This is a genomic window from Thermococcus litoralis DSM 5473, from assembly GCF_000246985.2.
Lineage (GTDB): Archaea > Methanobacteriota_B > Thermococci > Thermococcales > Thermococcaceae > Thermococcus_A > Thermococcus_A litoralis.
On sequence record NC_022084.1, the window covers coordinates 1,748,585 to 1,768,793 of the forward strand.

General features: G+C 39.3%; 23 protein-coding genes, 1 tRNA gene and 4 pseudogenes. 17 read left to right on the forward strand and 11 right to left on the reverse strand.

All coding sequences use genetic code 11. The features are described 5' to 3' along the window. Positions 1–3: 3 nt before the first annotated feature. Positions 4–705, reverse strand: a complete 702-nt coding sequence (locus OCC_RS09485) for an IS6 family transposase (protein WP_004066911.1) — start codon at positions 703–705, stop codon at positions 4–6. 144 nt (positions 706–849) lie between these two features. Between OCC_RS09485 and OCC_RS13175 the strand changes: the two are divergent. The 7 genes and pseudogenes from OCC_RS13175 to OCC_RS09520 all read left to right on the forward strand — a co-directional run. Beyond that, positions 850–933, forward strand: a pseudogene (locus OCC_RS13175) (integrase); the annotation flags it as partial. A 442-nt stretch (positions 934–1,375) separates the two neighbouring features. Further along, positions 1,376–1,816, forward strand: a complete 441-nt coding sequence (locus OCC_RS09490) for a hypothetical protein (protein WP_004066909.1) — start codon at positions 1,376–1,378, stop codon at positions 1,814–1,816. A 499-nt stretch (positions 1,817–2,315) separates the two neighbouring features. After that, positions 2,316–2,546 carry a hypothetical protein gene (locus OCC_RS09500; RefSeq protein WP_004066905.1) on the forward strand — a complete coding sequence of 77 codons (231 nt, stop codon included), beginning with the start codon at positions 2,316–2,318 and terminating at the stop codon, positions 2,544–2,546. Between the two features lie 120 nt (positions 2,547–2,666). Further along, the gene (locus OCC_RS09505; protein WP_004066903.1) at positions 2,667–3,314 is read left to right on the forward strand and encodes a hypothetical protein; all 648 of its coding nucleotides are present in this window, start codon (positions 2,667–2,669) and stop codon (positions 3,312–3,314) included. A gap of 38 nt (positions 3,315–3,352) precedes the next feature. Further along, positions 3,353–3,613: a hypothetical protein gene (locus OCC_RS09510; protein ID WP_004066901.1), complete on the forward strand. Its 261-nt coding sequence runs from the start codon at positions 3,353–3,355 to the stop codon at positions 3,611–3,613. Positions 3,614–3,636: 23 nt separating this feature from the next. Next, a complete protein-coding gene (locus tag OCC_RS09515) occupies positions 3,637–3,900 on the forward strand; it encodes a hypothetical protein (RefSeq protein ID WP_148290448.1) in 264 nt (87 codons plus the stop codon). A gap of 33 nt (positions 3,901–3,933) precedes the next feature. Then, the gene (locus tag OCC_RS09520; protein WP_004066896.1) at positions 3,934–4,785 is read left to right on the forward strand and encodes a hypothetical protein; all 852 of its coding nucleotides are present in this window, start codon (positions 3,934–3,936) and stop codon (positions 4,783–4,785) included. A 39-nt stretch (positions 4,786–4,824) separates the two neighbouring features. Here OCC_RS09520 and OCC_RS09525 read toward each other — a convergent pair whose 3' ends face one another. From OCC_RS09525 to OCC_RS12475, 7 genes and pseudogenes are all read right to left on the reverse strand, one after another. Then, positions 4,825–6,090 (reverse strand): hypothetical protein, encoded by a 1,266-nt coding sequence (locus OCC_RS09525; protein WP_004066895.1) that lies wholly within the window; start codon positions 6,088–6,090, stop codon positions 4,825–4,827. Continuing rightward, positions 6,074–6,637, reverse strand: coding sequence for a hypothetical protein (locus OCC_RS09530; protein WP_004066893.1), 564 nt, complete (start codon positions 6,635–6,637; stop codon positions 6,074–6,076). Before OCC_RS09530 ends, OCC_RS09525 begins: the two co-directional genes overlap by 17 nt. Beyond that, complete coding sequence (locus OCC_RS09535) at positions 6,634–7,227, reverse strand: hypothetical protein (RefSeq protein WP_004066891.1); 594 nt, start codon at positions 7,225–7,227, stop codon at positions 6,634–6,636. The genes OCC_RS09530 and OCC_RS09535 overlap by 4 nt, the downstream gene beginning before the upstream one ends. A gap of 152 nt (positions 7,228–7,379) precedes the next feature. Continuing rightward, positions 7,380–8,033: a hypothetical protein gene (locus tag OCC_RS09540; protein ID WP_004066889.1), complete on the reverse strand. Its 654-nt coding sequence runs from the start codon at positions 8,031–8,033 to the stop codon at positions 7,380–7,382. A 12-nt stretch (positions 8,034–8,045) separates the two neighbouring features. After that, complete coding sequence (locus OCC_RS09545) at positions 8,046–8,507, reverse strand: hypothetical protein (RefSeq protein WP_004066887.1); 462 nt, start codon at positions 8,505–8,507, stop codon at positions 8,046–8,048. 47 nt (positions 8,508–8,554) lie between these two features. Further along, entirely contained in the window at positions 8,555–8,881 is a 327-nt protein-coding gene (locus tag OCC_RS09550; protein WP_004066885.1) for a DUF3467 domain-containing protein, read from the reverse strand. Positions 8,882–9,243: 362 nt separating this feature from the next. Next, positions 9,244–9,441, reverse strand: a pseudogene (locus OCC_RS12475) (IS6 family transposase); the annotation flags it as partial. Between the two features lie 81 nt (positions 9,442–9,522). Here OCC_RS12475 and OCC_RS09555 point away from each other — a divergent pair. Beyond that, positions 9,523–9,945 (forward strand): NYN domain-containing protein, encoded by a 423-nt coding sequence (locus OCC_RS09555; protein ID WP_004066883.1) that lies wholly within the window; start codon positions 9,523–9,525, stop codon positions 9,943–9,945. A 687-nt stretch (positions 9,946–10,632) separates the two neighbouring features. On the opposite strand, the gene OCC_RS09565 is transcribed toward OCC_RS09555, so the two are convergent. After that, complete coding sequence (locus OCC_RS09565) at positions 10,633–11,025, reverse strand: DUF555 domain-containing protein (protein ID WP_004066880.1); 393 nt, start codon at positions 11,023–11,025, stop codon at positions 10,633–10,635. A gap of 5 nt (positions 11,026–11,030) precedes the next feature. Further along, on the reverse strand, positions 11,031–11,318 hold the full coding sequence (locus tag OCC_RS09570; protein ID WP_004066878.1) for a DUF357 domain-containing protein: 288 nt from the start codon (positions 11,316–11,318) through the stop codon (positions 11,031–11,033). A 70-nt stretch (positions 11,319–11,388) separates the two neighbouring features. On the opposite strand from OCC_RS09570, the gene OCC_RS09575 reads away from it, so the two are divergent. The 4 genes from OCC_RS09575 (at position 11,389) to OCC_RS09590 (ending at position 15,413) form a co-directional block, all read left to right on the forward strand. Continuing rightward, positions 11,389–12,333 (forward strand): DNA cytosine methyltransferase, encoded by a 945-nt coding sequence (locus OCC_RS09575; protein ID WP_004066876.1) that lies wholly within the window; start codon positions 11,389–11,391, stop codon positions 12,331–12,333. A 42-nt stretch (positions 12,334–12,375) separates the two neighbouring features. Then, a tRNA-Val gene (locus OCC_RS09580) sits at positions 12,376–12,452 on the forward strand. A gap of 863 nt (positions 12,453–13,315) precedes the next feature. Beyond that, positions 13,316–14,680: an AAA family ATPase gene (locus OCC_RS09585; protein ID WP_004066579.1), complete on the forward strand. Its 1,365-nt coding sequence runs from the start codon at positions 13,316–13,318 to the stop codon at positions 14,678–14,680. Positions 14,681–14,696: 16 nt separating this feature from the next. Beyond that, positions 14,697–15,413, forward strand: coding sequence for a hypothetical protein (locus tag OCC_RS09590; RefSeq protein WP_004066578.1), 717 nt, complete (start codon positions 14,697–14,699; stop codon positions 15,411–15,413). 101 nt (positions 15,414–15,514) lie between these two features. On the opposite strand, the pseudogene OCC_RS09595 reads toward OCC_RS09590, so the two are convergent. Further along, positions 15,515–16,668 (reverse strand): annotated as a pseudogene (locus OCC_RS09595) (DUF763 domain-containing protein). A gap of 70 nt (positions 16,669–16,738) precedes the next feature. Between OCC_RS09595 and OCC_RS09600 the strand changes: the two are divergent. The 5 genes and pseudogenes from OCC_RS09600 (at position 16,739) to rrp41 (ending at position 20,209) form a co-directional block, all read left to right on the forward strand. Continuing rightward, positions 16,739–17,101: a ribonuclease P protein component 2 gene (locus tag OCC_RS09600; protein ID WP_004066577.1), complete on the forward strand. Its 363-nt coding sequence runs from the start codon at positions 16,739–16,741 to the stop codon at positions 17,099–17,101. Between the two features lie 111 nt (positions 17,102–17,212). Further along, positions 17,213–17,995 (forward strand): archaeal proteasome endopeptidase complex subunit alpha, encoded by a 783-nt coding sequence (gene psmA / locus OCC_RS09605; RefSeq protein WP_004066576.1) that lies wholly within the window; start codon positions 17,213–17,215, stop codon positions 17,993–17,995. A gap of 10 nt (positions 17,996–18,005) precedes the next feature. Then, positions 18,006–18,717 (forward strand): annotated as a pseudogene (locus tag OCC_RS09610) (ribosome assembly factor SBDS). Next, positions 18,714–19,469, forward strand: coding sequence for an exosome complex RNA-binding protein Rrp4 (gene rrp4, locus OCC_RS09615; protein WP_004066575.1), 756 nt, complete (start codon positions 18,714–18,716; stop codon positions 19,467–19,469). Before OCC_RS09610 ends, rrp4 begins: the two are co-directional and overlap by 4 nt. Next, positions 19,466–20,209 (forward strand): exosome complex exonuclease Rrp41, encoded by a 744-nt coding sequence (gene rrp41 / locus OCC_RS09620; protein ID WP_004066574.1) that lies wholly within the window; start codon positions 19,466–19,468, stop codon positions 20,207–20,209. Before rrp4 ends, rrp41 begins: the two co-directional genes overlap by 4 nt.

The following is a 20,209-nucleotide window of genomic DNA, read 5'->3' on the forward strand; positions in this document are numbered from 1 at the left end:
CTGTTAGGATAACTGGGGTATCACCTCCTGAAGCCATTCAGCAAAATCACCAGGCGGACCACCAAACCTAGAATGAATTCTGACAAAATTGTACCAGAAGGCAAACAGAAAAACAAACCTATGAACCCTCCTCCAGTCCTCACTCCTGAAATTATTCCAAAAACGCTTTGTTCTTTCCTTCAACGTCCTAAACCAGCGCTCAACACTGTTCCTCGGCCCGAAAGTCACATGCAGATAACCCAACCCCAGACTCTTAAACGCTGACTTATACCAGCTCGCCCTGTCAACCAGAAAAACAGGCTGCCCTTCACAGGACTTCAAAACAACCAAAATGAAATCCCTGGCAACCCACCAGTTTCTAACAGTTGTAATCCAGACTGCCAAAACCTCCTTGCTCTCAACGTCAATTGCAGCCCAGAGGTATCTTTTCTTCCCGTTGATTTTTATTACTGTTTCGTCAACTGCGATGAAGTTTCGCTGTTTTTTGACTGCGAGGATTTTTGGCTTGTAAACTGCTTCTGCGAGTTTTTGGACTGCCTCCCAGACTGTTACGTGACTGATTCTGAGGATTCTGGCGATTTGCCGGTAACTGAGGCCTTGCAGGTATAGTTCTACTCCCCTGATTTTCTTTTCTGGTGGGATTTTGTTGCGACGAAAGGGTTTTAAGGCTGAGACTACCCAGTAAATAATGGTTTCAGACTTCATGTTCCCCCTTCTTTTTCTGAAGTACTGCCAGTAACTTAAACCTGACACCCCACAGCTTATCCTAACAGTATCTTTAGCATGCCGGGAAAGTACTTAAGAGAGTGGAACTACAACTTCTTGATTCTTAACTGAGTTCCAGAGCCCGTTGCAGATTTCATTCAAGGAAGGGCTCCAATAACTGTTGGTTCAATGCATTATTTAGCCAAAGTTAAGCAAGCGGATGAGTAGTATTCGAGAATTGCAAACAAGTTACTGAGGATTTTTGACTAAAATTTTCTAATATTTTTGGAGTTTATAACTCTGCTCTCTCGATTTTTGTAACTCTTGCTTTGGTAAGTCTTCTTATCTTTCTTAAACTCTTCAAGATTCCCAAACTTATGCGAAGATGACTAAGTAACCCTCTTGATGGATATATAGTAGTAAAGATGGGGGAAGATCGGAGAACTATTCGAAACTCAGTTCTGAACATGGATTTAGCTCTCAACAATTAGCAAGAAAGGAGCACTAATACAATCACCGTAAAGGTGTTAATCAGAAAATTTTTATTAGAAAAACATAGAAAAATATTAAGGAAAACAGGTAGTATGAATAGGTGAGAGATGTTTTTCTTTTGTTTTTTCAAAAGATTTTGAAAGTTAATGAGGTGATGGATTGTAGAAGGGTGGTAACTATGAGAAAGGATCCACTTTCCGGAATTGGAGATAGTCTTGAGGATGTTATTGGGGGAGTCTTAATCTCAATATTCGTTGGAATTTGGGGTATGGTAGTTACAATTCTTGTCAACGTTGCTATTCAGCTGAATGTTCTAGAGGCTGCATCTTGGACTTTGCAAACGTGGGGTTTGTTTCTCTTGGTAATTAGCGCATTAGATATTGTTGGAGTTTTTGCTCTTGGAATGATAGGTCTCTTTGCATCTGTGGCTTATGTACTTGGTAGGATATTTGGTTACGGTCTTCTATATTGGTGTTTTTCGCTAATACACCAAATTATGCCTTCGATTCCTGTTCTCCAATTACCTACTGCATCAGTACTACTGAACATTTTCATTCTTCTTTTGTTGTTAATAGTTAGGATCGGTATGAGTGAGAACCAAGAAGTTTTCAGGTGGTGAGTATGACTATCCCTTCTTCTATTTTTGTTCAAATCAAAATGCCGTGGACATGTCGTAGTGGTAAGGAGATTTCCGTAACAATTCAGATCGAAAACCATGACAGTACTTTGTATCCTCTAGGGGAAAATGAGTATCTTATGATTGAAGCAAGAGTTGAAAAATACTCTAAATTTAACACTGCTTTCTCAGAACCCTTCAAACTTGCCCCTTATGAGTCTAAGAGAATAAAGTTTCATTTTAGGCTCCTAGAATCTGGCCAATATAGATGAGTTAATACTTTTGGCAGATCCAATCAGATCCAATTAGTGCTATCATCGCAGCTATTCTCTCTAATCTTGCAACTAAGATAATAAAGGGATAGAGAGGCATTTGAGCAAAGGTAAAAAAATTCAGCCAGTTGTGACCGTGTAGGGAAGTAAAATTAGAACACTAAACAAGCATAATATTTACGTACGGAAAATATTTAAGGGATAACATCGTAATTTGTATGGTGATATATATGGCGCTTGAAGATTATTTAATGCCAAATGAGGAAATTAGGTTTCAAAGCAATACTTATGTGGGTTATGGAGATAAGTTGTATCAAGTGATACTTACCGACAAGCGGTTGATCCTCTATGCCAAGAGAGGTCTTCTCTTTAAGAGTGATGATGTAGTGTCGTGGAAATTAGAGGAAATTCAAGGATTAAAATATAATGAACAAGGTATCATTGGGAAGAAGGGATCATAGAAATCCATGGTAAAACAAAAGTTCAACTCTATGGTTCTGCAAAGGAAATGAAGGCACTATATCAACAACTCATGGAATTCTGGTGAATACAGACAGAGAATATTTGGGAGAGGAGGAACAATGCGAACTAGTGAATTGTTTTATATTTTTGAAAAGTTACCTCCTCGTTTTGTTTTGGACGGATACTGGAATATTTTTCTTGCAATTCGAATGGATCTTTTCAAACAAGAAGAGGAGAAAAAACATGAACTTCTTGAAAAGTTGTTGTCCCTCTCAGGCCTCTCATTAGATGCATTGAAAGTAATCTTAGATGATGTACTTACACTTCTTGTAGAAGAAAATCTAATGGTTCAATCCCAATTTGAAAGTCATGTAGAAGTAGAGTTTGAGCTTGAGGAAATTTATAACGTACTCAGGAAAAGCGTTAGGAATTCAACCCGTAGGATGGTAGCGTGGGCGATATGGAGACTTTGGACACGTAAAAGTAAAATTACAATGGAGGATATACTTCGAGAGGTTTCATATCCAGACGAAGTGTATGAAGTTATACTCAAAAACAGCCTTTCTTCGAAATACCCAATTAGGCAATCAAAGGAGTTTCTGCTAAGTGATGCTTGTGAGAGAGTAAAAAGGATCCAAATGATGTATCCCGAAGAGAAAAATCCACATGAAATCATTCAGAGGATCCGTCAAATTGAGGCTGAGGAAGTTTCCAAGGTTCTGGAAAGAATTGGTATTACAGATAATTTTCTGAAAATGAAAATATAGAAAATGTTAAACAAATTTTATATGAATGTTCCAAAGATATGTGGCCTTTCTTTGGAACCATCGTTGTCAAGCCCAATCCCTATTTCAAGCTATTTCGAGGCCAATCTTCAACACTCTATGTTGACTTTCCAAATGAAGCAATCGAATACGTAATTGAGAGGTTAGGATATATTAGTGAAACATCCAAAACAAAAGAAGAATTTTACGAAAGGGCAAAAATGTTCATAAACGCAGTAAATGACATACTGAATAAAGAAGGCATCCCATGGTTGAGATTTTCGGTACAAACAAATTTATGAAAAAGCCTTACGGTTTAAAAATCTTGATAAAGTGGGATAAATTTATGGATTATGTAGAGGAGTTCTCCAGTGGAAGTACTCCAATTTGGGAAAAATACAATTATGTCTCTTCAAGCCGTTTGCCAACTATTGAAATACTTTTGCATAGGAATCAGGAGAAACGCCAAAGAGATATGGAGAGAGTTCAGAGGACTGTTAAGAATCTATGCAAGCACGATCTAGAAGCTATTGACAATAGCTTAAATGGAATACTAGAAATAATTGAAACAACGCGAGAGAAACTCTGAAGACTCTCGAACAGGAGGAAAATCCCTCTTGCCATGCCAGCATACATGATTGAGGCGAGAGTGATTATAGAAACAATTCGTCAGATGGTAAAGAGTGGCCTATTTCCAAGTTGCTATAGGGAGTTTCGTAAGTTCTTAGAGGACTTTAGTTGGGCTTTTTTCGGCGATTACCTTCTACTCAAGGCTTACAGAAGGTATGGTCTTCCTTCTCCTAGTTATGCCTTATTAGTCTCAAAAGAATGGTACGAATGGAGGGACAATAAAAAGCTCATGCTTAACTTGGTAAATGCTAGAAAGATAGTAAATGAACTTTATAATAGACTCAAAGAAAAGTATCCAAATCTTCCTGGAAAGGACAAATTCTGGAGTATCGTTATATCAGAGGTAACATTCCCATCATTTGTCTTTCTCTTTGGTAAAGAGATATGTGGTGAGAGTCTCCCGAGAGAAGTTCCACGCTATCTCCTCCATGCACAGATAACGCCCTATGCTACTAAGGATTTTGAGCATATTGGAGAAGTTCTCAACCTGCCTAACCCTGATACATTTGGAAAAGATGTCATAGAGGCTATAGGTAGAATGAGAAACGGGGCTAATAAGAATTCAGCATTTATTATCCCACCGTATCCTGCCAATGATTTGGTGATGATCCTCGTTGAGAAATGGTCCGGGGTTAAAGGATTAAAAGCTAAATATGACGAGTACAGCACTTTCGTCCATTCTTATCCAGAGTCATGGCTAGTATTTCCATTTTCCTCTGTCATTGAGGTTAAAGTCTTCAAGAAGGAAATTATGGAGATTGAAAACATAATCAAAGAACTCTGGAGAGCTTATTTGAATATCCTCAAAGCCAAATCTAAACACTCCTCCAAAAAGAAAGCGTGAAATTTCGCTAGTGGTTCGATAAGTTCTTGGCTCATTGACTCACCCCTCTTTCTTGGGTAGGAATGAGAGGAGGTTAACTTTTGGAAGTTCTGAGGGTTTAGTTGATTTTGTCTTGAATCCTCTTTTGATTGGAGAGAATAGGGCTTTTAATAGCTCCCCCTCCCTGTATTCTTTGAGCATCTGTTTTTGCTCGGCGTATGGTTGGATTTCTTGATTTTCTAAGAAGTACTCAGCTTGATTTATGAGTTCCACATTAATTCTTAGTGTGTTGAGCATAATGTTATACTCCTTTATTAATAAAATCTCTTGGAGCGTTGGGTCATTTATTAGCTTAGGATGAAGATAATAGTAGGTATCGGGATCAAAGAGTCTTGCTTTGTATTCTAAGAGTTCTCCTGGCTTTTCGGGTTTTGGAAGGTTGTCTCCAGGCACTCCTTTTCCTTTGTTGCCTCCTACGAAGTTAGCTCCAGTTAGGGTTGTCACGGGGTCGGTTCCAGGGGTTAACGTTAGTTGGGGACTTGATTCGAATTCTCTGTTGAGATTGGTTGTGTAGACAACGATATCTTCTAATCTCTCGTTTTCTCTAAAGACCTCAAGGAACTGGCGGATTTTTCCTATGTTTTGGGGTGAGGGCAATCCACTTTCAAAATCTATCCAGATGTTGAAGTATTCTTTTTTGAGATAGTGCTCCGCGAGTTTTGCAAGGTCCCTCATTCCGAATTTGAGGGAAACCGGGACGAATATAGGTTTGTTGTTTTTACTGTCAAGTTTTTCAACGCTCCAGTCAACGTATTTGATATAGTCATCCAAATTAGCTATTTTTATGGGTCTGTATTTTACTTTTCCAGTTTCAGGATCTTTTTTGACAGGAATGCTCTTTTTGACTTTTATATTGGGAACTAAGAGGGCTATTGATGAGTATGCGTAATAATATGAGAGGAATCCCGAAAGATCCTTTAGACCGTCCAAAATTTGTGGCCGGAGTGGGTTGAAGCTTAGGGTATATGTTAAGATTAGCGGAGAGGCCCATCTCTTGTATTTAAAAAGACGAGTTATGTTTCCATTTTCAGTTTCATCGAGTATGGCGTTAACTGTACTTTCTTGGAGTGTTGAAGAGACCTCATAAAAGAGCGTGTATTTCTCAAGACCTCTTTTTTGTTCTTCATAAGTTTTGAGGGTTATGTTGTTCACATTTAGGACTTTGATAGGTCTCTCTATCTTAATGCCTCCTAATGTAAATCGTTTAATGTTAAATTCAGAGTTTTTGTCAAGGATTGATTCTTTAATGTTAAGAGCAGTTGTCATATGTTACACCTCTAATTTCTTTGAGTGCATTGTCTATAATGTTGGAAGTAACTCTAAATTTAGATTTCCTAATTTTCTCTAAAATACTTATTGCTTCTTCCCGAGTGTATATTGCGTATGGATAATAGCATAATTTTATAAATCCAATTGTCCCGGTCATTTTTGATTTTAGACCGGATAATTTTTTCTCTATAATCTCCCGGGGACCATCTTCATCAAGGATTAAAATGAATTCTCTCCCCATGAGATAGTATACAATAGCAATGCCAATAACTTCATGTTCTCCCTTTTTAATTTCCTCAATTCCTAGAAATGGACGCACTATTTCTCCATAATTAAAGGGTAAGGGATTTTCTTGAACCTTTGATAGATCGGGTTTAATGAAATGATAGTTAGGGGATTTTTCTATTTCACTCATCACTATAGGTCCGATGACAAATTTAAATTTCCCACTGCAGATTATCTTTTTGAGGCCTTCTGGATAACTTATATCATCTAAGAAACAGATGTAGAATGTTGAATCGCTTATAACCTTTGTATCTATCATGGTTTTGCCTCCAAAATCTCTTGGTATTTGCTCTTGCTAATTATTCCCTTTCTGTATAATTCATATGCAAGCCGTTTTCTGCGGGAGGGCGCCATTAGAGACGTATAAACTGAAGAGTATTTAGTCCAGTCCTTGAAGGTTGAGTAGATTAATAAGAGAAGCTCTTCAACACTCAATGAATCGTACATTAATCTAATGGCTTTTGCTATGGCTAAAAACTCCTTGAAAGATTCCTCATGTGAATACTCTTCAGTGAGCTTTCTGAAAACAGCTCTGCCTTCAGAAGTTAAAGATATCTTAGTAATCATTCGTTTCACTAATGGAAGATCTTCAACATAGAACTCAAATGCTTCAGGATAGTATACCGGGTTCTTCAAGGCTTCATTTAGGTCTGGAGAATATGGGCCATACATATGCTTCTCGAACTTAATGATTTTTGATAAATCGGGAGCAACATTACGAAGGATGAAGAATTCTTTATGCAAATGTAGATTAGTGGGGATAGGGGTATCTACTACTCCAATGAGGAGGATCAGGTATTGTTCTACTAACAATTCCCGCTGTTCAGGAGTTAGTTCATCCCATACCATTAATTGAACCTCCGTCTATCTGTGCATGAAATTTCGCTAGTGGTTCAATGACTTCCTGCCCAACCATCAGAGCCTGCCTCCTCCCGTGGAACTGATTTCACTATTGTGATACGATATCATAACTTTGTGTTAATTATTTATAGGGTTTGCCTTTAAGGGAACTTAGTTAAGAACCAAGGTCTCTTTGAGAGCTTCTCAACAATGTCCCTTATCTCTTGTACATAATAAAAATCTGTAATATGTTTGATTTTTTCAAAAATATCTTTTATTACTTCAATAATATCTTCTTTTGCCTTTTCTACATCTTCCGTGAGATAGTCAATGACCGCTTGAGAGGGCTTGTTGAAGTTTATTTGAAGTGAACCTATTGAAGTGTCTACTTCTCCTTCTGTGATATTTATATAATAATCCGCGAGTTCTCTAAGGGTTTTATATGATTTGAGTGTTTTAGCTACTTGTTGCGCTTCGTATTTAAGGTTTTTGAGATTATATTTTTTAAATAACCTTTCCAAGTCCTCAAAGAATCTAATTATTTTTGAGTGGTGACTGAAAATCTCATCTATTCCCTCTGGTGTTATGCCTATCTTGTCGAGTTCTTGAAGGATGTCGAAATCACTCTTTATTAGGTTTATTAGGATAGGTTTCACTTCATGGTAGAGATAGTAGTAACTTCTGTTTGCCATAGTCCTGTACACTATCTCAGGATAATCTTGTCTAGTTTGAAATGATTTAGAAAAGCCTGAATTAGGATTCTGGCAGAGATTACGAAGTTCTTTAGAAAACTCAAGAAAAGCTTTGGGCTCCATGGCTAACCCTCTTCAATCGAATGACGGTAGAATTTGGACAATTTCAGCAAGTTCGGGATCTTTCTCTTGGAGCTTTTTATAGATTTCTTTTATGGTTCTATATGGATGTCTCTCAACTTTGATGAACACAAGGATTTCTTCTTTTCCATCTTCCGGGCTATGGTATTTGGCAACCCTTATTAAGGGTACTCTTCTAAATTCTTCTTTTAAAAATGTCTCTATATGCTTTTTAATTTCCAGTACTGAAAATGGTCTGAAAGAAATCGGTACTCTCATTCTAGATTGTTGTGTTTGAAATGAGGGGCTGATCAACTTTAATTTTGAAGATTTGTCGGCAGTACTAGGCTCCTTTAGGTAATATTTTGGCTGAAAACGGATATAATCTTGAGAAATAGGCAACACCTGGTACTTGGATGGATGCCAGTTAGTTTGATTATCAGATGGCATTGGAAAATCTTCAGTATATCTTTCCATTACCAATCACCCCATTCAACTCAAAATTTAAGCCTTCGTGCTTATCCTTATTTCTTCGTTTCTTCTTCTAGAATAATAGGGCCAAATTTTTCCTCATACTTAGCAATATTCTCCTTTAATGCGTTGAGAAGTCTCTTAGCCACTTTGGGAGTCATGTATATCCTGACGTCAGATATTAACATTCCTTTGTGACCTAAAATCTTTCCACTATTCTTTTCAGCATAAGCAGATAATTCTGGTCTGAGAAACTCTATAATGAACAACTCATCGGGTGTATGATTAATCACCACACTTGTAACAAAACGTTCTACAAAGTTGGGAGCTTTAGGAATCTCCACTTCATTACTCTTCTTTTCAACATTTGGATCTTCCATTGTTATCACCAAAGCAATTCTGTTAACCTATTATACCCAAACTGAGTTATTGTATTAGGCAATTAGTTAATCATAAAACGTATACGTGTTATTTTATGTGGGTGGCAACTTATAAGGTTTTTGATAACCATTAGTTACTATAAAAACTTCACTCAACAATTACCATTTCGGTTAAAAATGGCTTGAATTTTGTAATACAAAATTATGTTCATGCGAAAGGGGCTTGCTCTTGCTGCAAAGTATAGTTTACTCTTTTCTCCTTCCTTCTTTCAGAGTTAATTATTTTTGTATTTATATAATCCAATGAAAAAGGACTTGCCAGATATATGTATAAAACAGTTTTGTTGCTCTGAACGATACTGTTAGGATAACTGGGGCATCACCTCCTGAAGCCATTCAGCAAAATCACCAGGCGGACCACCAAACCTAGAATGAATTCTGACAAAATTNTACCAGAAGGCAAACAGAAAAACAAACCTATGAACNCTCNTCCAGTCCTCACTCCTGAAATTATTCCAGAAACGCTTTGTTCTTTCCTTAACAGTCCTAAACCACCGCTCAGTATATCCTAATAGTATTTAAGCCAAAAAATAATAGAACTCAAACGATGAGGAGTGAAGTTAAACTCGTTAGGGGGTTGAATGCTCATGAGCAAGTTGATTGCTTTGCTTGTTAATGAACCTAATGTTTTGCTGAAAAAGTTCGATTTTAACTTGGGGAATATTTTAAGCGCTGTGAAAGGTTTAGGTAGGATTATCGTTGGTAAAGTTGTTCTCAATCATAACGCTCCTCTAAAATTAGTTGAAGCCGTGATTAGCCTTGGCTTAGAACCAATTGTAGTGAATGGCCGTGTGGATGTTGCTTTCACAGTTGAAGCCATGAGACTGATTTACAATCCAAAAATCAATGCTTTGGCTCTAGCAATTAGGGATGCTCACTTCTTACCAATACTTTTTGAAGCCAAGCGGGTTGGCAAGGAAGTAATAGTTGTAGGGCCTAGAGAAGGTTTGAGCGAGGCTTTGCAGAATGCGGCGGATAAAGTGATAACCTTAGGAAAAGCTTGAGAGTGTCATCATAAGCTTTAACGTACAAGCTTCCAAACTATTATGAAGCTCTTGAATTTTTGGAACACACCACGAGTACCCTATATTCATGTCGTTAGAGTTATAAACGATTAAGTTTTCGGAAAGAATTCCTGCTTGTCTTTAGAGTCTTCTCTAGGTGCTGGATACCTTTTTCAATGCAACTATGCCATCTACACAAGCGAGCATACTTGATTGCATCCTGCAAGAACCATTTTAGGTCTTCAAGAGCATCCAGCTGTTCCTGAATTTTTGATATTGCATCAGGGTCTTTTGTGTGTCTGAGTAGTCTTTTATACCTTCTAATTTCACTTTTACAAGAAACGAGTAGCTCTTTGGCTTGATGTAGTAGGTTATAGTACCGTTCCAGCAATGAATTAGAAGTTTTTCTAGGTTCTAAAATTATAGTTGACACGAATATCCACCGCTAATAACTTACACTTAACTGATCAAATTTTTTACTATTCCATATATGACTCATGCCTACATTTAACATATGGATGTCAAATTAAGTACTTGATATAATGTAAACTTACTGTTACGCTTGTTAATAGTAAAAAATGTGTTCAGAAGACTACTAAACAAAAGTTGTCTTTAGTTTTAAAAAAGCTAAAAACGATAAACTCCAAATTATAAATCCCAGCGAAAAATGAAAAAAGGCTGTAAAACTCAAACGCCGTTGTTATCGTTTATCTCTATCCCCTCTTCTTCTTTTCCGTTATGGAGCTCTTTAATCTCAAAAACCTTTAGAGGCACTTTTTTCAGAGCTTTTCCAACAACGGCTTTGGCTATCCTCTCCGCGTGCTCAAGGCTTTGAGCATTGAACACCTTAAGCGTTAGGTAAATTCCAACCAAGCCCACATTTCCAATAACAAACGCGCTCTCAAATGGTGACCCACAAACAGGGCATTGTGAATAACCGATTTCAACCCTCACAAAGTCGAGTTTTTCCTTGTTTAGTGCCTTTGCCACCTTTGATACGGCAACGTTTATCGCATCTTCGGCACTTTCAACGTCTCTCACTATTATTGGAGCCTCAAGGACGACTATATAATCTCCCATCTTCCTCACCCGAATGCAAATAGTCTATCATCTTCACCTTTAAACACTCCAAGCCTTACTCCTGCGTCAATAAAGCCATGTGCGTAGTTCAAAGCGGCAAATGCTGTGACGTAGTCCCCTTTCTTGTAGTAGTATTCAGCGTCGCTATAGTAGCTTTTTGCCATGGTTAAAAAGTCTTGCGCTACAGAGAAGAGGAGGCTTTTTTCATGGACTGCTATCTCAAGCTTCTCAAGGGCTTCCCTTGTGATTTCAAAATACTTTTTAAGCTTCTCTTCGGTGATCTCTCGCTCCACCGGTCTCGCCTCTCTTGAGTACTTTGAAAACCTTATAAAGCTTAGCTTTTATACCCTTTTCGGTGGATGGATGAAGGTAATAGATCTCTTCGCAGGTGCGGGGGGATTCAGCAGAGGGTTTAAAGAAGAGGGATTTGAAATAGTCGCCGCTGTAGAGAATTTTCCTCCAAAAGCAAAGACCTATCAGATCAATTTTCCCGAAACGTTTGTCTTTGTGGAGGACATCAAGAGACTTGATGCGGAGAAGCTCAAAAAGGAGATTGGAGAAGTTGAAGTGATTATAGGCGGTCCTCCGTGTGAGCCCTTTACCGCAATAAACCTGAAGAGAAAGGAGAACCCCCTCGATAGGCTCTACAATGATCCAATTGGCAGATTGGTTCTCCATTTCATCAGATTTTTGAAGGCTTTTAAGCCAGCAATTTTCGTTATGGAGGAAGTTCCTCAGGTTATGGAAGGCCCTCTGAGAGAAGCCCTCCAAAAGGAGTTCAAAAAAGCTGGTTATGAGGTTTATTTCAACATATTGGATGCCTATGATTATAGAACGCCCCAGATAAGAAAGAGGGTCTTCATATCCAACGTTCCTTTGAATCCTCCGAAGGTCAGAGAGAAGCTTACGGTCTGGGATGCAATAGGCGATCTTCCCGATCCACGATTCTCTGAAAAAGAAATTCCAAACCATGAATACGTTCCACTTTCGGCCAAGAAAAGAAGAGCAATTGCGAAGCTTGGATGGGGAGAGGCTTTGCACTCCTTTGGAGGTAGATTTAAGAACTGGATAAGACTACACCCTTATAAGCCCGCCCCAACTGTTAGGGGGACGAGCAGGTTTATTCATCCCTTTGAGGATAGGCTTTTGACGGTTAGAGAGCAGGCGAGGCTTATGGGTTATCCGGACTATCACATCTTCCTTGGAGGGAGAAATGTCCAGTATGACAGCGTTGGGGAGTCGGTTCCACCGACGGTTGCAAGGGCTATAGCGGAAGTTGTTAAAGAGATGCTCAAGAAAACCCCATGAGCGAAAGATTTATATTTAAACTTCAACTTTAATGCTTTGGGCGGGCCCGTGGTCTAGCTGGTTATGACGCCACCCTTACGAGGTGGAGGTCCGGGGTTCGAATCCCCGCGGGCCCACCAGTACAAACTTCGCCTGCGCGAGGTTTGATCAAGGTTTGTGGTTCCTTCTAAGTTGCCCTTTTACTAGGGATTTTCATTCTAAAAAGCTCTCTTGGGATGGAATTCCACAAATACTAGCTGTCTTAGGGAAGTTTCTCNTACTTTGACGCCCTTCGGGNGTCTTTTTACAATGTAAACTCTTATAGGNTAGTTCTCTAAAGTTGGAATTCACAATTAAACGAAACGTTTTCAAAAATCCCCCTCCAAACCATCCCTACAAAAAGGAACCACCAACTTTAATGAAACTTTGCGAGGCAAAGTTTCAGCGCTGGCGGAATGTTAAGTGCTTTTCTAAGGATTTACACTAAATGAGCGGGGTTTCTTATTTACATGCTCTTTTATGAGGGTTTCACTCAGGAAAGCGTCCTGTGGACGCTAAAATTGGATTGAAACCTAATTGAAAGTGTGTATTTGGGAAGTAAACCCCTCTAAAAGTGCTTTTGGGTAGTGCACAACTGGTTTTTTGCCTGTTAGTAAGAAGGGAACTCTTTTGGTCAAACTTTTTCCAAAAGTTTGCTTGCCTGCGCGAGGTTTGATCAAGGTTTGTGGTTCCTTCTAAGTTGCCCTTTTACTAGGGATTCAAGCTTTATGGAAAGCTTTTTCCGGAATAACCTTGACGCTCGGAAACATGTTTGTACGAGGTTTGGGTTTGTTTGTCTGTTTCTGCAATTGTGTTAGTTTGTAGGGGATTTTTAGTCTAAAATTTGGTATTTCCAGAGATAGCGTTTGGAGAAGGGTTATAGTAAAAAACACGTGTAGAAAAGAGTATCAAATGGAGAAAGATTAATAAGATGAAATGGCTAACAAACAAGTAGGGATAAAGGATGGAAATACTAAAAGAAATAGAAATTAAAAACTATAGAGGGCTTAAGCATGTCAAATTTACCCCAAAGTCAATTAATATAATTGTTGGTCCAAATAACACAGGTAAATCTTCTATTTTAGAGGCTATTGGCCTAGCAATGACTGCTGGAAGCAAATTTAACGATTCAATTGAATTTAATCTTCTTAAGTATTTGTTCGAATTAAAAAAATATGATCCTAGGTATATCACGCATATAAATGAAAATATAGCCAGAATACAGGTTGTCTTAGAGGACAAGAAAAAAAGATATACTACTTCTTCTATTATAATAGAATATTATCCAAAAGGGCTTCCAGATGACGAGCGATATGGATTAGTTATGGAGTACTTGGAGAAATATGCAAAGCGTATAGTGGATAGAGAGCTTGGTAGAGAATATCGGTTATTGAGAGAAGCATCAGAATATTTCATTGAATCGATTAAAAAATATATAGATGAGGCAAAAGTAGAAGAATTGAAACGTGATTTTCTAAGAAAATATCTACCACGAGAGATCAGAGGGTACACAGAGGTAGGTACTCCCGATGAGTATCAAAAACTAATTGAACAACTCACAGATGAATTATCAGCTTATATGCTGTCTTCCCCAAAAATTGTGATCACAATATATAATCCAAATAACGAAATAGCGGGGTTGTATTTGTATATACCAGAGCGAATAAGATCAAGGGTATCTATCAGAACCTTGAGATATTATTCCCCTCCAATTTACATTGGAGGAATATACACTATTGTTCGTCCTAAACCTAAATTAGATATACCTCCCTTTAATGTTGTACTTAATTTCCAGAAATCTGCTGTGGCATCCAATGTTGGTAATTTATACGACCTAGTCGTATCAAAAGGAAAAATTAAGAATGCACTTGAAATACTTAAAGAAAGAATCCCATATATCGAAGATATTCGAAAAATTGAACAAGGAATGTACGTGCTTGTTTCACATCATAATGCCCCAATACCTCTTTCATCTATGGGTGATGGATTCGTTACATTGCTTAAGTTAAGTTTTTTAATAGCTCTAGCGGAGAGTGGAATAATTATTTTGGAGGAACCTGAAGTCTCTTTGCACCCCTATTTTATGGAGATAGTAGCTGAAGATATTGTAGCTAACTCAAAAAATGTCCAGTTTTTCATCTCAACTCACAGTTTAGACTTGCTAAACTCCCTCTTGGAGAAGGCTGAAGAGGAAGATAAGCTCCATGATATTAATGTTATACGCCTCCATTATAGAGAGGATACAAAAAAGGTATATGCAGAAGTTTTTGATGGAATAGATGCGAAAAATGAAATCGACGAAATTGGGACTGATTTAAGGTATACTTGAGGCTGGGGGTAAGCACATGAATATTTTTGTCCTAGAGGGCTTCAATGATTTGGTTTTTGTTAAAGCCCTATTGGAGTTCCATTTTGATAAAGAGCGTGTCCCTACTGCCCATGATACACATTTTCAAAGAGGAATAGCCAGCTTAATGAAAATGTTACGCAATCCTAGAGAATATAGGTATATCAAAACATCTTTTGGCGTTATTGTATACGGAGATAATGGTAAACAAAATGTAATCTCCAAGGTATTACCAAGACTAGTTCGGGATTTATTAGGTAAAATCCCTGAGGAAATAAGACTTCTAACAATCCTTGATGAAGACGGTGTTCCTTTGTCTCAAACTCTCAGAAAAATATGCAAAGAAATAACCAATAGACGTATACCTGATGCCAGAATACAAAACTCTACATCAAATGAAATCCTAATTGTCTCGACTGCCAACGATAATTACAAAATTCGAATTCGTGTCTACTTAATTCCTCAAAGTCTGGAAAAGCAAATAGTATCCCAAAGTGTTCACTTTACTGAGGTTCACCAAAAATATGGGACATTACTAGAGGATGATCCTCATGATGCACTAGAAAATATTGCTGGTATAATTGGTATTACTAAAGATGAACTAATCGGAAAAAGTGTGAAAGAAGAGTGGTTTAGGGAGGAATTATGGTATACTAATCTCTTGAAAGAGATTGAAGATTTCTTTTGTTTTGAAAGAAGAGAAAAAAATGAATAATCTTTCCAACAACCTTCTTCCAATTGAATGAGTTTAAAACATGCAATAAAAATCCTTGATTTTTACTTATACAACTAACTTTTCTTGATAAAGCATATTGCTCAAGTCGCCCTCTTCTCTTCCTCGGGAAACCTCCACTTCTTGCTTATCTTCGTCACCTGTTTAACGAGCTCCCTTTCCTCTTTGCCCTTTTCGAGGAGCTTCTCAAGAAATGATATCAAGTCGTCATAAGTCCCTCTTTCAACGGGGAAGGGTACTTTATCCTTCCCACCGACAGCATAGGCGAACTTGAATGGATCAGCGGGTGAGTTACCGGATCTTTCCATGATGGGTGGACATCATAGATAAGCTCAAGAACAAGAGACAGTGCCCTTAAGGTGCTCGGCCCTAAGCCTTTAATCAGTAAAAGTTCATCATAATTCTTCACACTCAGCTCTCTTGCCAGCTCCAATGCCCTCTTGTTGAGCTCAAGCTTTCCAAGGCTCTGGTACCTCTCCACCAGGGGCAGAATCTTTCTTTTTTCATAGGGCTTGTAAAACGGTACGTATCCCCTTGTTATGGCTTCCACGCTTTTGACTTCTCTTTCAATCTTTGCTGGACTTTCACCTATTAGGTCGAGTAGAGTTTTCTGATATTCTTTTGCCTCTTTAGCTATTGTGTTCAGAGCATATTCACTTTTTATCCCGCTTATGCCCTTGTGAGGCTCAAGGGTAAAGGACTCCACCTTCTCGGAAAACCAGTGATATCTTCTCGCGAGTTTGACCGAAGGGTTCATTCCCTGTTGCACAACTGCCCATCTCCCTTCTTCATCAACAAAGAAAACGTGATGGTAGAGCTGGTAGCCGTTTTGCAGGGCAACGGTGTCAACCTTCGCAACGAACTTGGAGGTCTTTATGTAATCGTTGGGGTTTAGCTCGTAGATCTCGCTTATTTTCTTCAGCTCTTCTGGGGTTTGTCTGCTCTTTGCTCCTTTTCCACCAGCGGCTTTTATTCCGAGCTCTTCTCTCGAGAGAACTTCTTTTATAATTCCAGCTGTCACGGTTGTTGAGCCCGATGAATCCCAATCCATGCCGATTAGATTGTTAAGCGCTTGAAACCACACCGGATCTGCCAGCCTTTCGAGAACCCCTTGAGTGCCGTATTCATCGACTAGAAGCTTTAAGACAAGCTCTGCTAACCTCTTCATTCTCAAAGCCAACCATCTCGGCACATGTCCGCCGTGAAGTGGGAGCTCCGCAATTCCTCTTCTCATCATAAATAACTAAGCTTCACTCATTAAAAGTTTTTGAGATAATTTAATAAATCAAAATGCGGAAGGCTCTCTCATGAGGGAGAGACCGAGAACTTTGCCTCCAACGCTAAGGGATAAGCACCGCTACATAGCTTTTCAAATCATTGGGGAGAGGGAGTTCAAAAAGGATGAGATAAAAAAAGCCATATGGGATGCATCTCTTAGAACTCTGGGCGAGCTCGGTACCGCGAGGGTAAAACCCTGGTTTATAAAATTCGATGAAAAAACCCAGACTGGGATTGTTAGATGCGATAGGAAGTATGTTGAAGAGCTCCGATTTGCTCTCACTTTGGTTACCGAGATAAACGGTTCAAAAGCAATAATAAGAACACTTGGAGTGTCGGGAACTATAAGGAGGCTCAAGCTAAAATTCTTAAGGGAGTTCGGATGGAAATAGAGATAGAAAAATTTAATTATCAACCCGATAACTTACACATCGGAGAGTATATAAAGGGAATTGAGGAATTCCTAATATAGCCAATTACGATAACTTTAGAGGTGATGAAAAATGGCGTTTGTACCACCGCAAGCTGGATATGATAGGGCGATAACGGTTTTCAGCCCTGATGGAAGACTTTTCCAGGTGCAGTATGCTAGGGAGGCAGTTAAGAGGGGAGCAACTGCCGTTGGGGTAAAGTGTAAAGACGGTGTTGTTCTGGCTGTAGAAAAGAGAGTAACGAGCAAGCTCATAGAGCCGGAAAGCTATGAGAAGATTTTCCAGATTGATGACCATATAGCCGCAGCTTCAAGCGGAATAATAGCTGATGCAAGAGTTCTTGTTGATAGAGCACGTTTGGAGGCTCAGATTTATCGCCTTACTTATGGAGAACCCGTTCCACTCACCGTTTTAGTGAAAAAGATTTGTGACCTAAAGCAGATGCACACGCAATACGGTGGAGTTAGACCTTTTGGTGCTGCCCTTTTAATGGCGGGCGTAAACGAAAAGCCCGAACTGTTTGAAACAGACCCAAGTGGAGCTTACTTTGAATGGAAAGCCGTTGCAATAGGAAGCGGAAGAAACACGGCAATGGCAATATTTGAGGAAAAGTACAAGGATGACATGACACTCGAAGATGCCATAAAGCTTGCAGTGCTCGCTCTTGCAAAGACAATGGAAGAACCATCTCCAGATAGCATTGAAGTGGCAGTAATCACAGTGAAGGAGAAGAAGTTCAAGAAGATCAGCAAAGAAGAAGTTGCCAAATGTCTTGAGGAGGCATTAAAAGAAGCTGAAGCGGAGGAGGTTCCAGAGAAGGAAGAGGACTACAGCGAGCTAGACAGCAACTACTGAGGTGATCAGCATGCCCATAAGCGTCGATAAGGCAGTGATTGCTCGATTGAAGACACATGGTGAAGTTTTTGAAATACTAGTGGATCCATATCTAGCCAGAGACTTCAAAGAGGGTAAAGATGTTCCGATTGAAGAAATCCTTGCCACTCCTTATGTTTTTAAAGACGCCCATAAGGGAGATAAAGCCAGTGAACACGAAATGCAGAAGATTTTCGGGACAAGTGATCCCTATGAAGTGGCAAAGATAATCCTCAAGAAGGGAGAAGTACAGCTTACCGCACAGCAGAGAAGAGAAATGCTGGAAGAGAAGAAAAAGCAGATAGCAATGATAATCCACAGGCATGCTGTAGACCCGAGAACTGGCTATCCTCATCCTCCGGAGAGAATTTTGAAGGCAATGGAAGAAGTTGGGGTTAGGGTAGATATATTCAAAGATGCCGAAGCTCAAGTTCCAGATGTTATAAAGGCTTTGAGAGGAGCTCTACCGCTTAAAATAGAAACCAAGGTCATAGCAGTGAAGATACCCTCTGAATACAGTGGAAAAGCTTACGGTGAAGTTAGAAAGTTTGGAAATATAAAGAGGGAAGAGTGGGCAAGTGATGGCTCATGGATGTTTTTTAATAGAAATTCCTGGAGGAGTTGAGGAAGAATTTTATGAGAAATTAAACGCCCTCACAAAGGGCACTGCAATAACTAAACTTATAGAGAGGAAGGGACTATGAAGAAGATTTTTGTAAAAAATAGGGAATTAGTGGTTCCAGGAACGCTTTTGGCCCAGGGACCGTTCAAAAATGGAAGAGGAACTTTTAAAGAGGGAAACAGAATTTACTCGACGGTAGTTGGATTGGTTAGGATTTCAAACGACACAGTGTCAGTAGTTCCGCTAGAAGGCCCGTATATTCCGGAAGTGGGAGATAGTGTAATAGGGAAAATAGTTGACGTAAAGTTTTCAAACTGGGTTGTCGATATAGGTGCTCCCTATCAAGCCACGCTGAGGGTTCAAGATGCTGTTGAAGGAAAAATCGACATTTTAAAGACAGATTTGAGAAAACTATTTGATATAGGTGACATAATCTACGCAAAAGTAAAGGCATTTAATGAAATCAATCAAATAGACCTGATAACAAAAGGAATGCCTTTCAATGGAGGACCTCTAAAGGGAGGACAGCTTGTAAAGATAACACCTTCTAAAGTGCCTCGCCTTATAGGCAAGGGAGGCTCAATGATAAACATGATCAAGAACCTTACAAACACGAGGATAATAGTAGGGCAGAATGGATGGGTATGGGTTAGTGGAAGAAACGAGGAACTGGAAAAGCTGGCTATAGAGGCTATTCTAAAAGTAGACAGAGAAAGCCACACTCAGGGATTAACTGACAGGGTTAGGGAGATGCTGATTAAGAGATTGCATGAGCTTAAAGAACAGGGGATTATTGAAGAAGTTCCCCAAATTGAAGAGGGTGAAAAGAAATGATGGGAAGGCCTGAGGGACTCAAGCTTATTGATGAGAATGGCAAGAGGCTTGATGGAAGAAAGAAGTACGAGCTGAGACCGATTAAAATGGAAGTTGGAGTTTTGAAGAGCGCAGACGGTTCTGCATACGTAGAATGGGGGAAGAATAAAATTTTAGCGGCAGTTTATGGGCCTAGAGAGATTCATCCAAAGCACCTTCAGAAGCCTGACAGAGCGATTTTGAGAGTTAGGTACAATATGGCGCCCTTTAGCGTTGAGGAGAGGAAGAAGCCTGGACCGGACAGGAGAAGCGTAGAAATAAGCAAAGTTATTAGAGGGGCCCTTGAACCAGCTGTTATCCTTGAACTATTTCCGAGAACTTCCATAGACGTGTTCATAGAGGTGCTTCAAGCAGATGCAGGTACAAGGGTAGCTGGAATTACTGCGGCTTCCCTTGCTTTGGCAGATGCTGGGATTCCTATGAGAGACCTAGTTGCAGCATGTGCCGCTGGGAAGATAGACGGGGAGATTGTTCTTGACCTAAACAAAGAGGAGGACAACTATGGAGAAGCCGATGTTCCAGTTGCGATAATGCCCATTAAGAACGACATAACTCTTCTTCAGATGGACGGATACCTCACCAAGGAAGAATTCCTTGAAGCAGTAAGGCTTGCAATAAAGGGAGCTAAGGCAGTGTATCAAAAACAGAGAGAGGCTTTGAAGGAGAAGTATCTCAAGATAGCGGAAGAGGTAGGTGAGTAA

What these genes read in the sequence shown, in the direction of transcription:
- OCC_RS09485 (WP_004066911.1), bottom strand. Translation starts at nt 705, where the DNA reads ATGAAGTCTGAAACCATTATTTACTGGGTAGTCTCAGCCTTAAAACCC.
- OCC_RS09490 (WP_004066909.1), top strand. Translation starts at nt 1,376, where the DNA reads ATGAGAAAGGATCCACTTTCCGGAATTGGAGATAGTCTTGAGGATGTT.
- OCC_RS09500 (WP_004066905.1), top strand. Translation starts at nt 2,316, where the DNA reads ATGGCGCTTGAAGATTATTTAATGCCAAATGAGGAAATTAGGTTTCAA.
- OCC_RS09505 (WP_004066903.1), top strand. Translation starts at nt 2,667, where the DNA reads ATGCGAACTAGTGAATTGTTTTATATTTTTGAAAAGTTACCTCCTCGT.
- OCC_RS09510 (WP_004066901.1), top strand. Translation starts at nt 3,353, where the DNA reads ATGTGGCCTTTCTTTGGAACCATCGTTGTCAAGCCCAATCCCTATTTC.
- OCC_RS09520 (WP_004066896.1), top strand. Translation starts at nt 3,934, where the DNA reads ATGCCAGCATACATGATTGAGGCGAGAGTGATTATAGAAACAATTCGT.
- OCC_RS09525 (WP_004066895.1), bottom strand. Translation starts at nt 6,090, where the DNA reads ATGACAACTGCTCTTAACATTAAAGAATCAATCCTTGACAAAAACTCT.
- OCC_RS09530 (WP_004066893.1), bottom strand. Translation starts at nt 6,637, where the DNA reads ATGATAGATACAAAGGTTATAAGCGATTCAACATTCTACATCTGTTTC.
- OCC_RS09535 (WP_004066891.1), bottom strand. Translation starts at nt 7,227, where the DNA reads ATGGTATGGGATGAACTAACTCCTGAACAGCGGGAATTGTTAGTAGAA.
- OCC_RS09540 (WP_004066889.1), bottom strand. Translation starts at nt 8,033, where the DNA reads ATGGAGCCCAAAGCTTTTCTTGAGTTTTCTAAAGAACTTCGTAATCTC.
- OCC_RS09545 (WP_004066887.1), bottom strand. Translation starts at nt 8,507, where the DNA reads ATGGAAAGATATACTGAAGATTTTCCAATGCCATCTGATAATCAAACT.
- OCC_RS09550 (WP_004066885.1), bottom strand. Translation starts at nt 8,881, where the DNA reads ATGGAAGATCCAAATGTTGAAAAGAAGAGTAATGAAGTGGAGATTCCT.
- OCC_RS09555 (WP_004066883.1), top strand. Translation starts at nt 9,523, where the DNA reads ATGCTCATGAGCAAGTTGATTGCTTTGCTTGTTAATGAACCTAATGTT.
- OCC_RS09565 (WP_004066880.1), bottom strand. Translation starts at nt 11,025, where the DNA reads ATGGGAGATTATATAGTCGTCCTTGAGGCTCCAATAATAGTGAGAGAC.
- OCC_RS09575 (WP_004066876.1), top strand. Translation starts at nt 11,389, where the DNA reads ATGAAGGTAATAGATCTCTTCGCAGGTGCGGGGGGATTCAGCAGAGGG.
- OCC_RS09585 (WP_004066579.1), top strand. Translation starts at nt 13,316, where the DNA reads ATGGAAATACTAAAAGAAATAGAAATTAAAAACTATAGAGGGCTTAAG.
- OCC_RS09590 (WP_004066578.1), top strand. Translation starts at nt 14,697, where the DNA reads ATGAATATTTTTGTCCTAGAGGGCTTCAATGATTTGGTTTTTGTTAAA.
- OCC_RS09600 (WP_004066577.1), top strand. Translation starts at nt 16,739, where the DNA reads ATGAGGGAGAGACCGAGAACTTTGCCTCCAACGCTAAGGGATAAGCAC.
- psmA (WP_004066576.1), top strand. Translation starts at nt 17,213, where the DNA reads ATGGCGTTTGTACCACCGCAAGCTGGATATGATAGGGCGATAACGGTT.
- rrp4 (WP_004066575.1), top strand. Translation starts at nt 18,714, where the DNA reads ATGAAGAAGATTTTTGTAAAAAATAGGGAATTAGTGGTTCCAGGAACG.
- rrp41 (WP_004066574.1), top strand. Translation starts at nt 19,466, where the DNA reads ATGATGGGAAGGCCTGAGGGACTCAAGCTTATTGATGAGAATGGCAAG.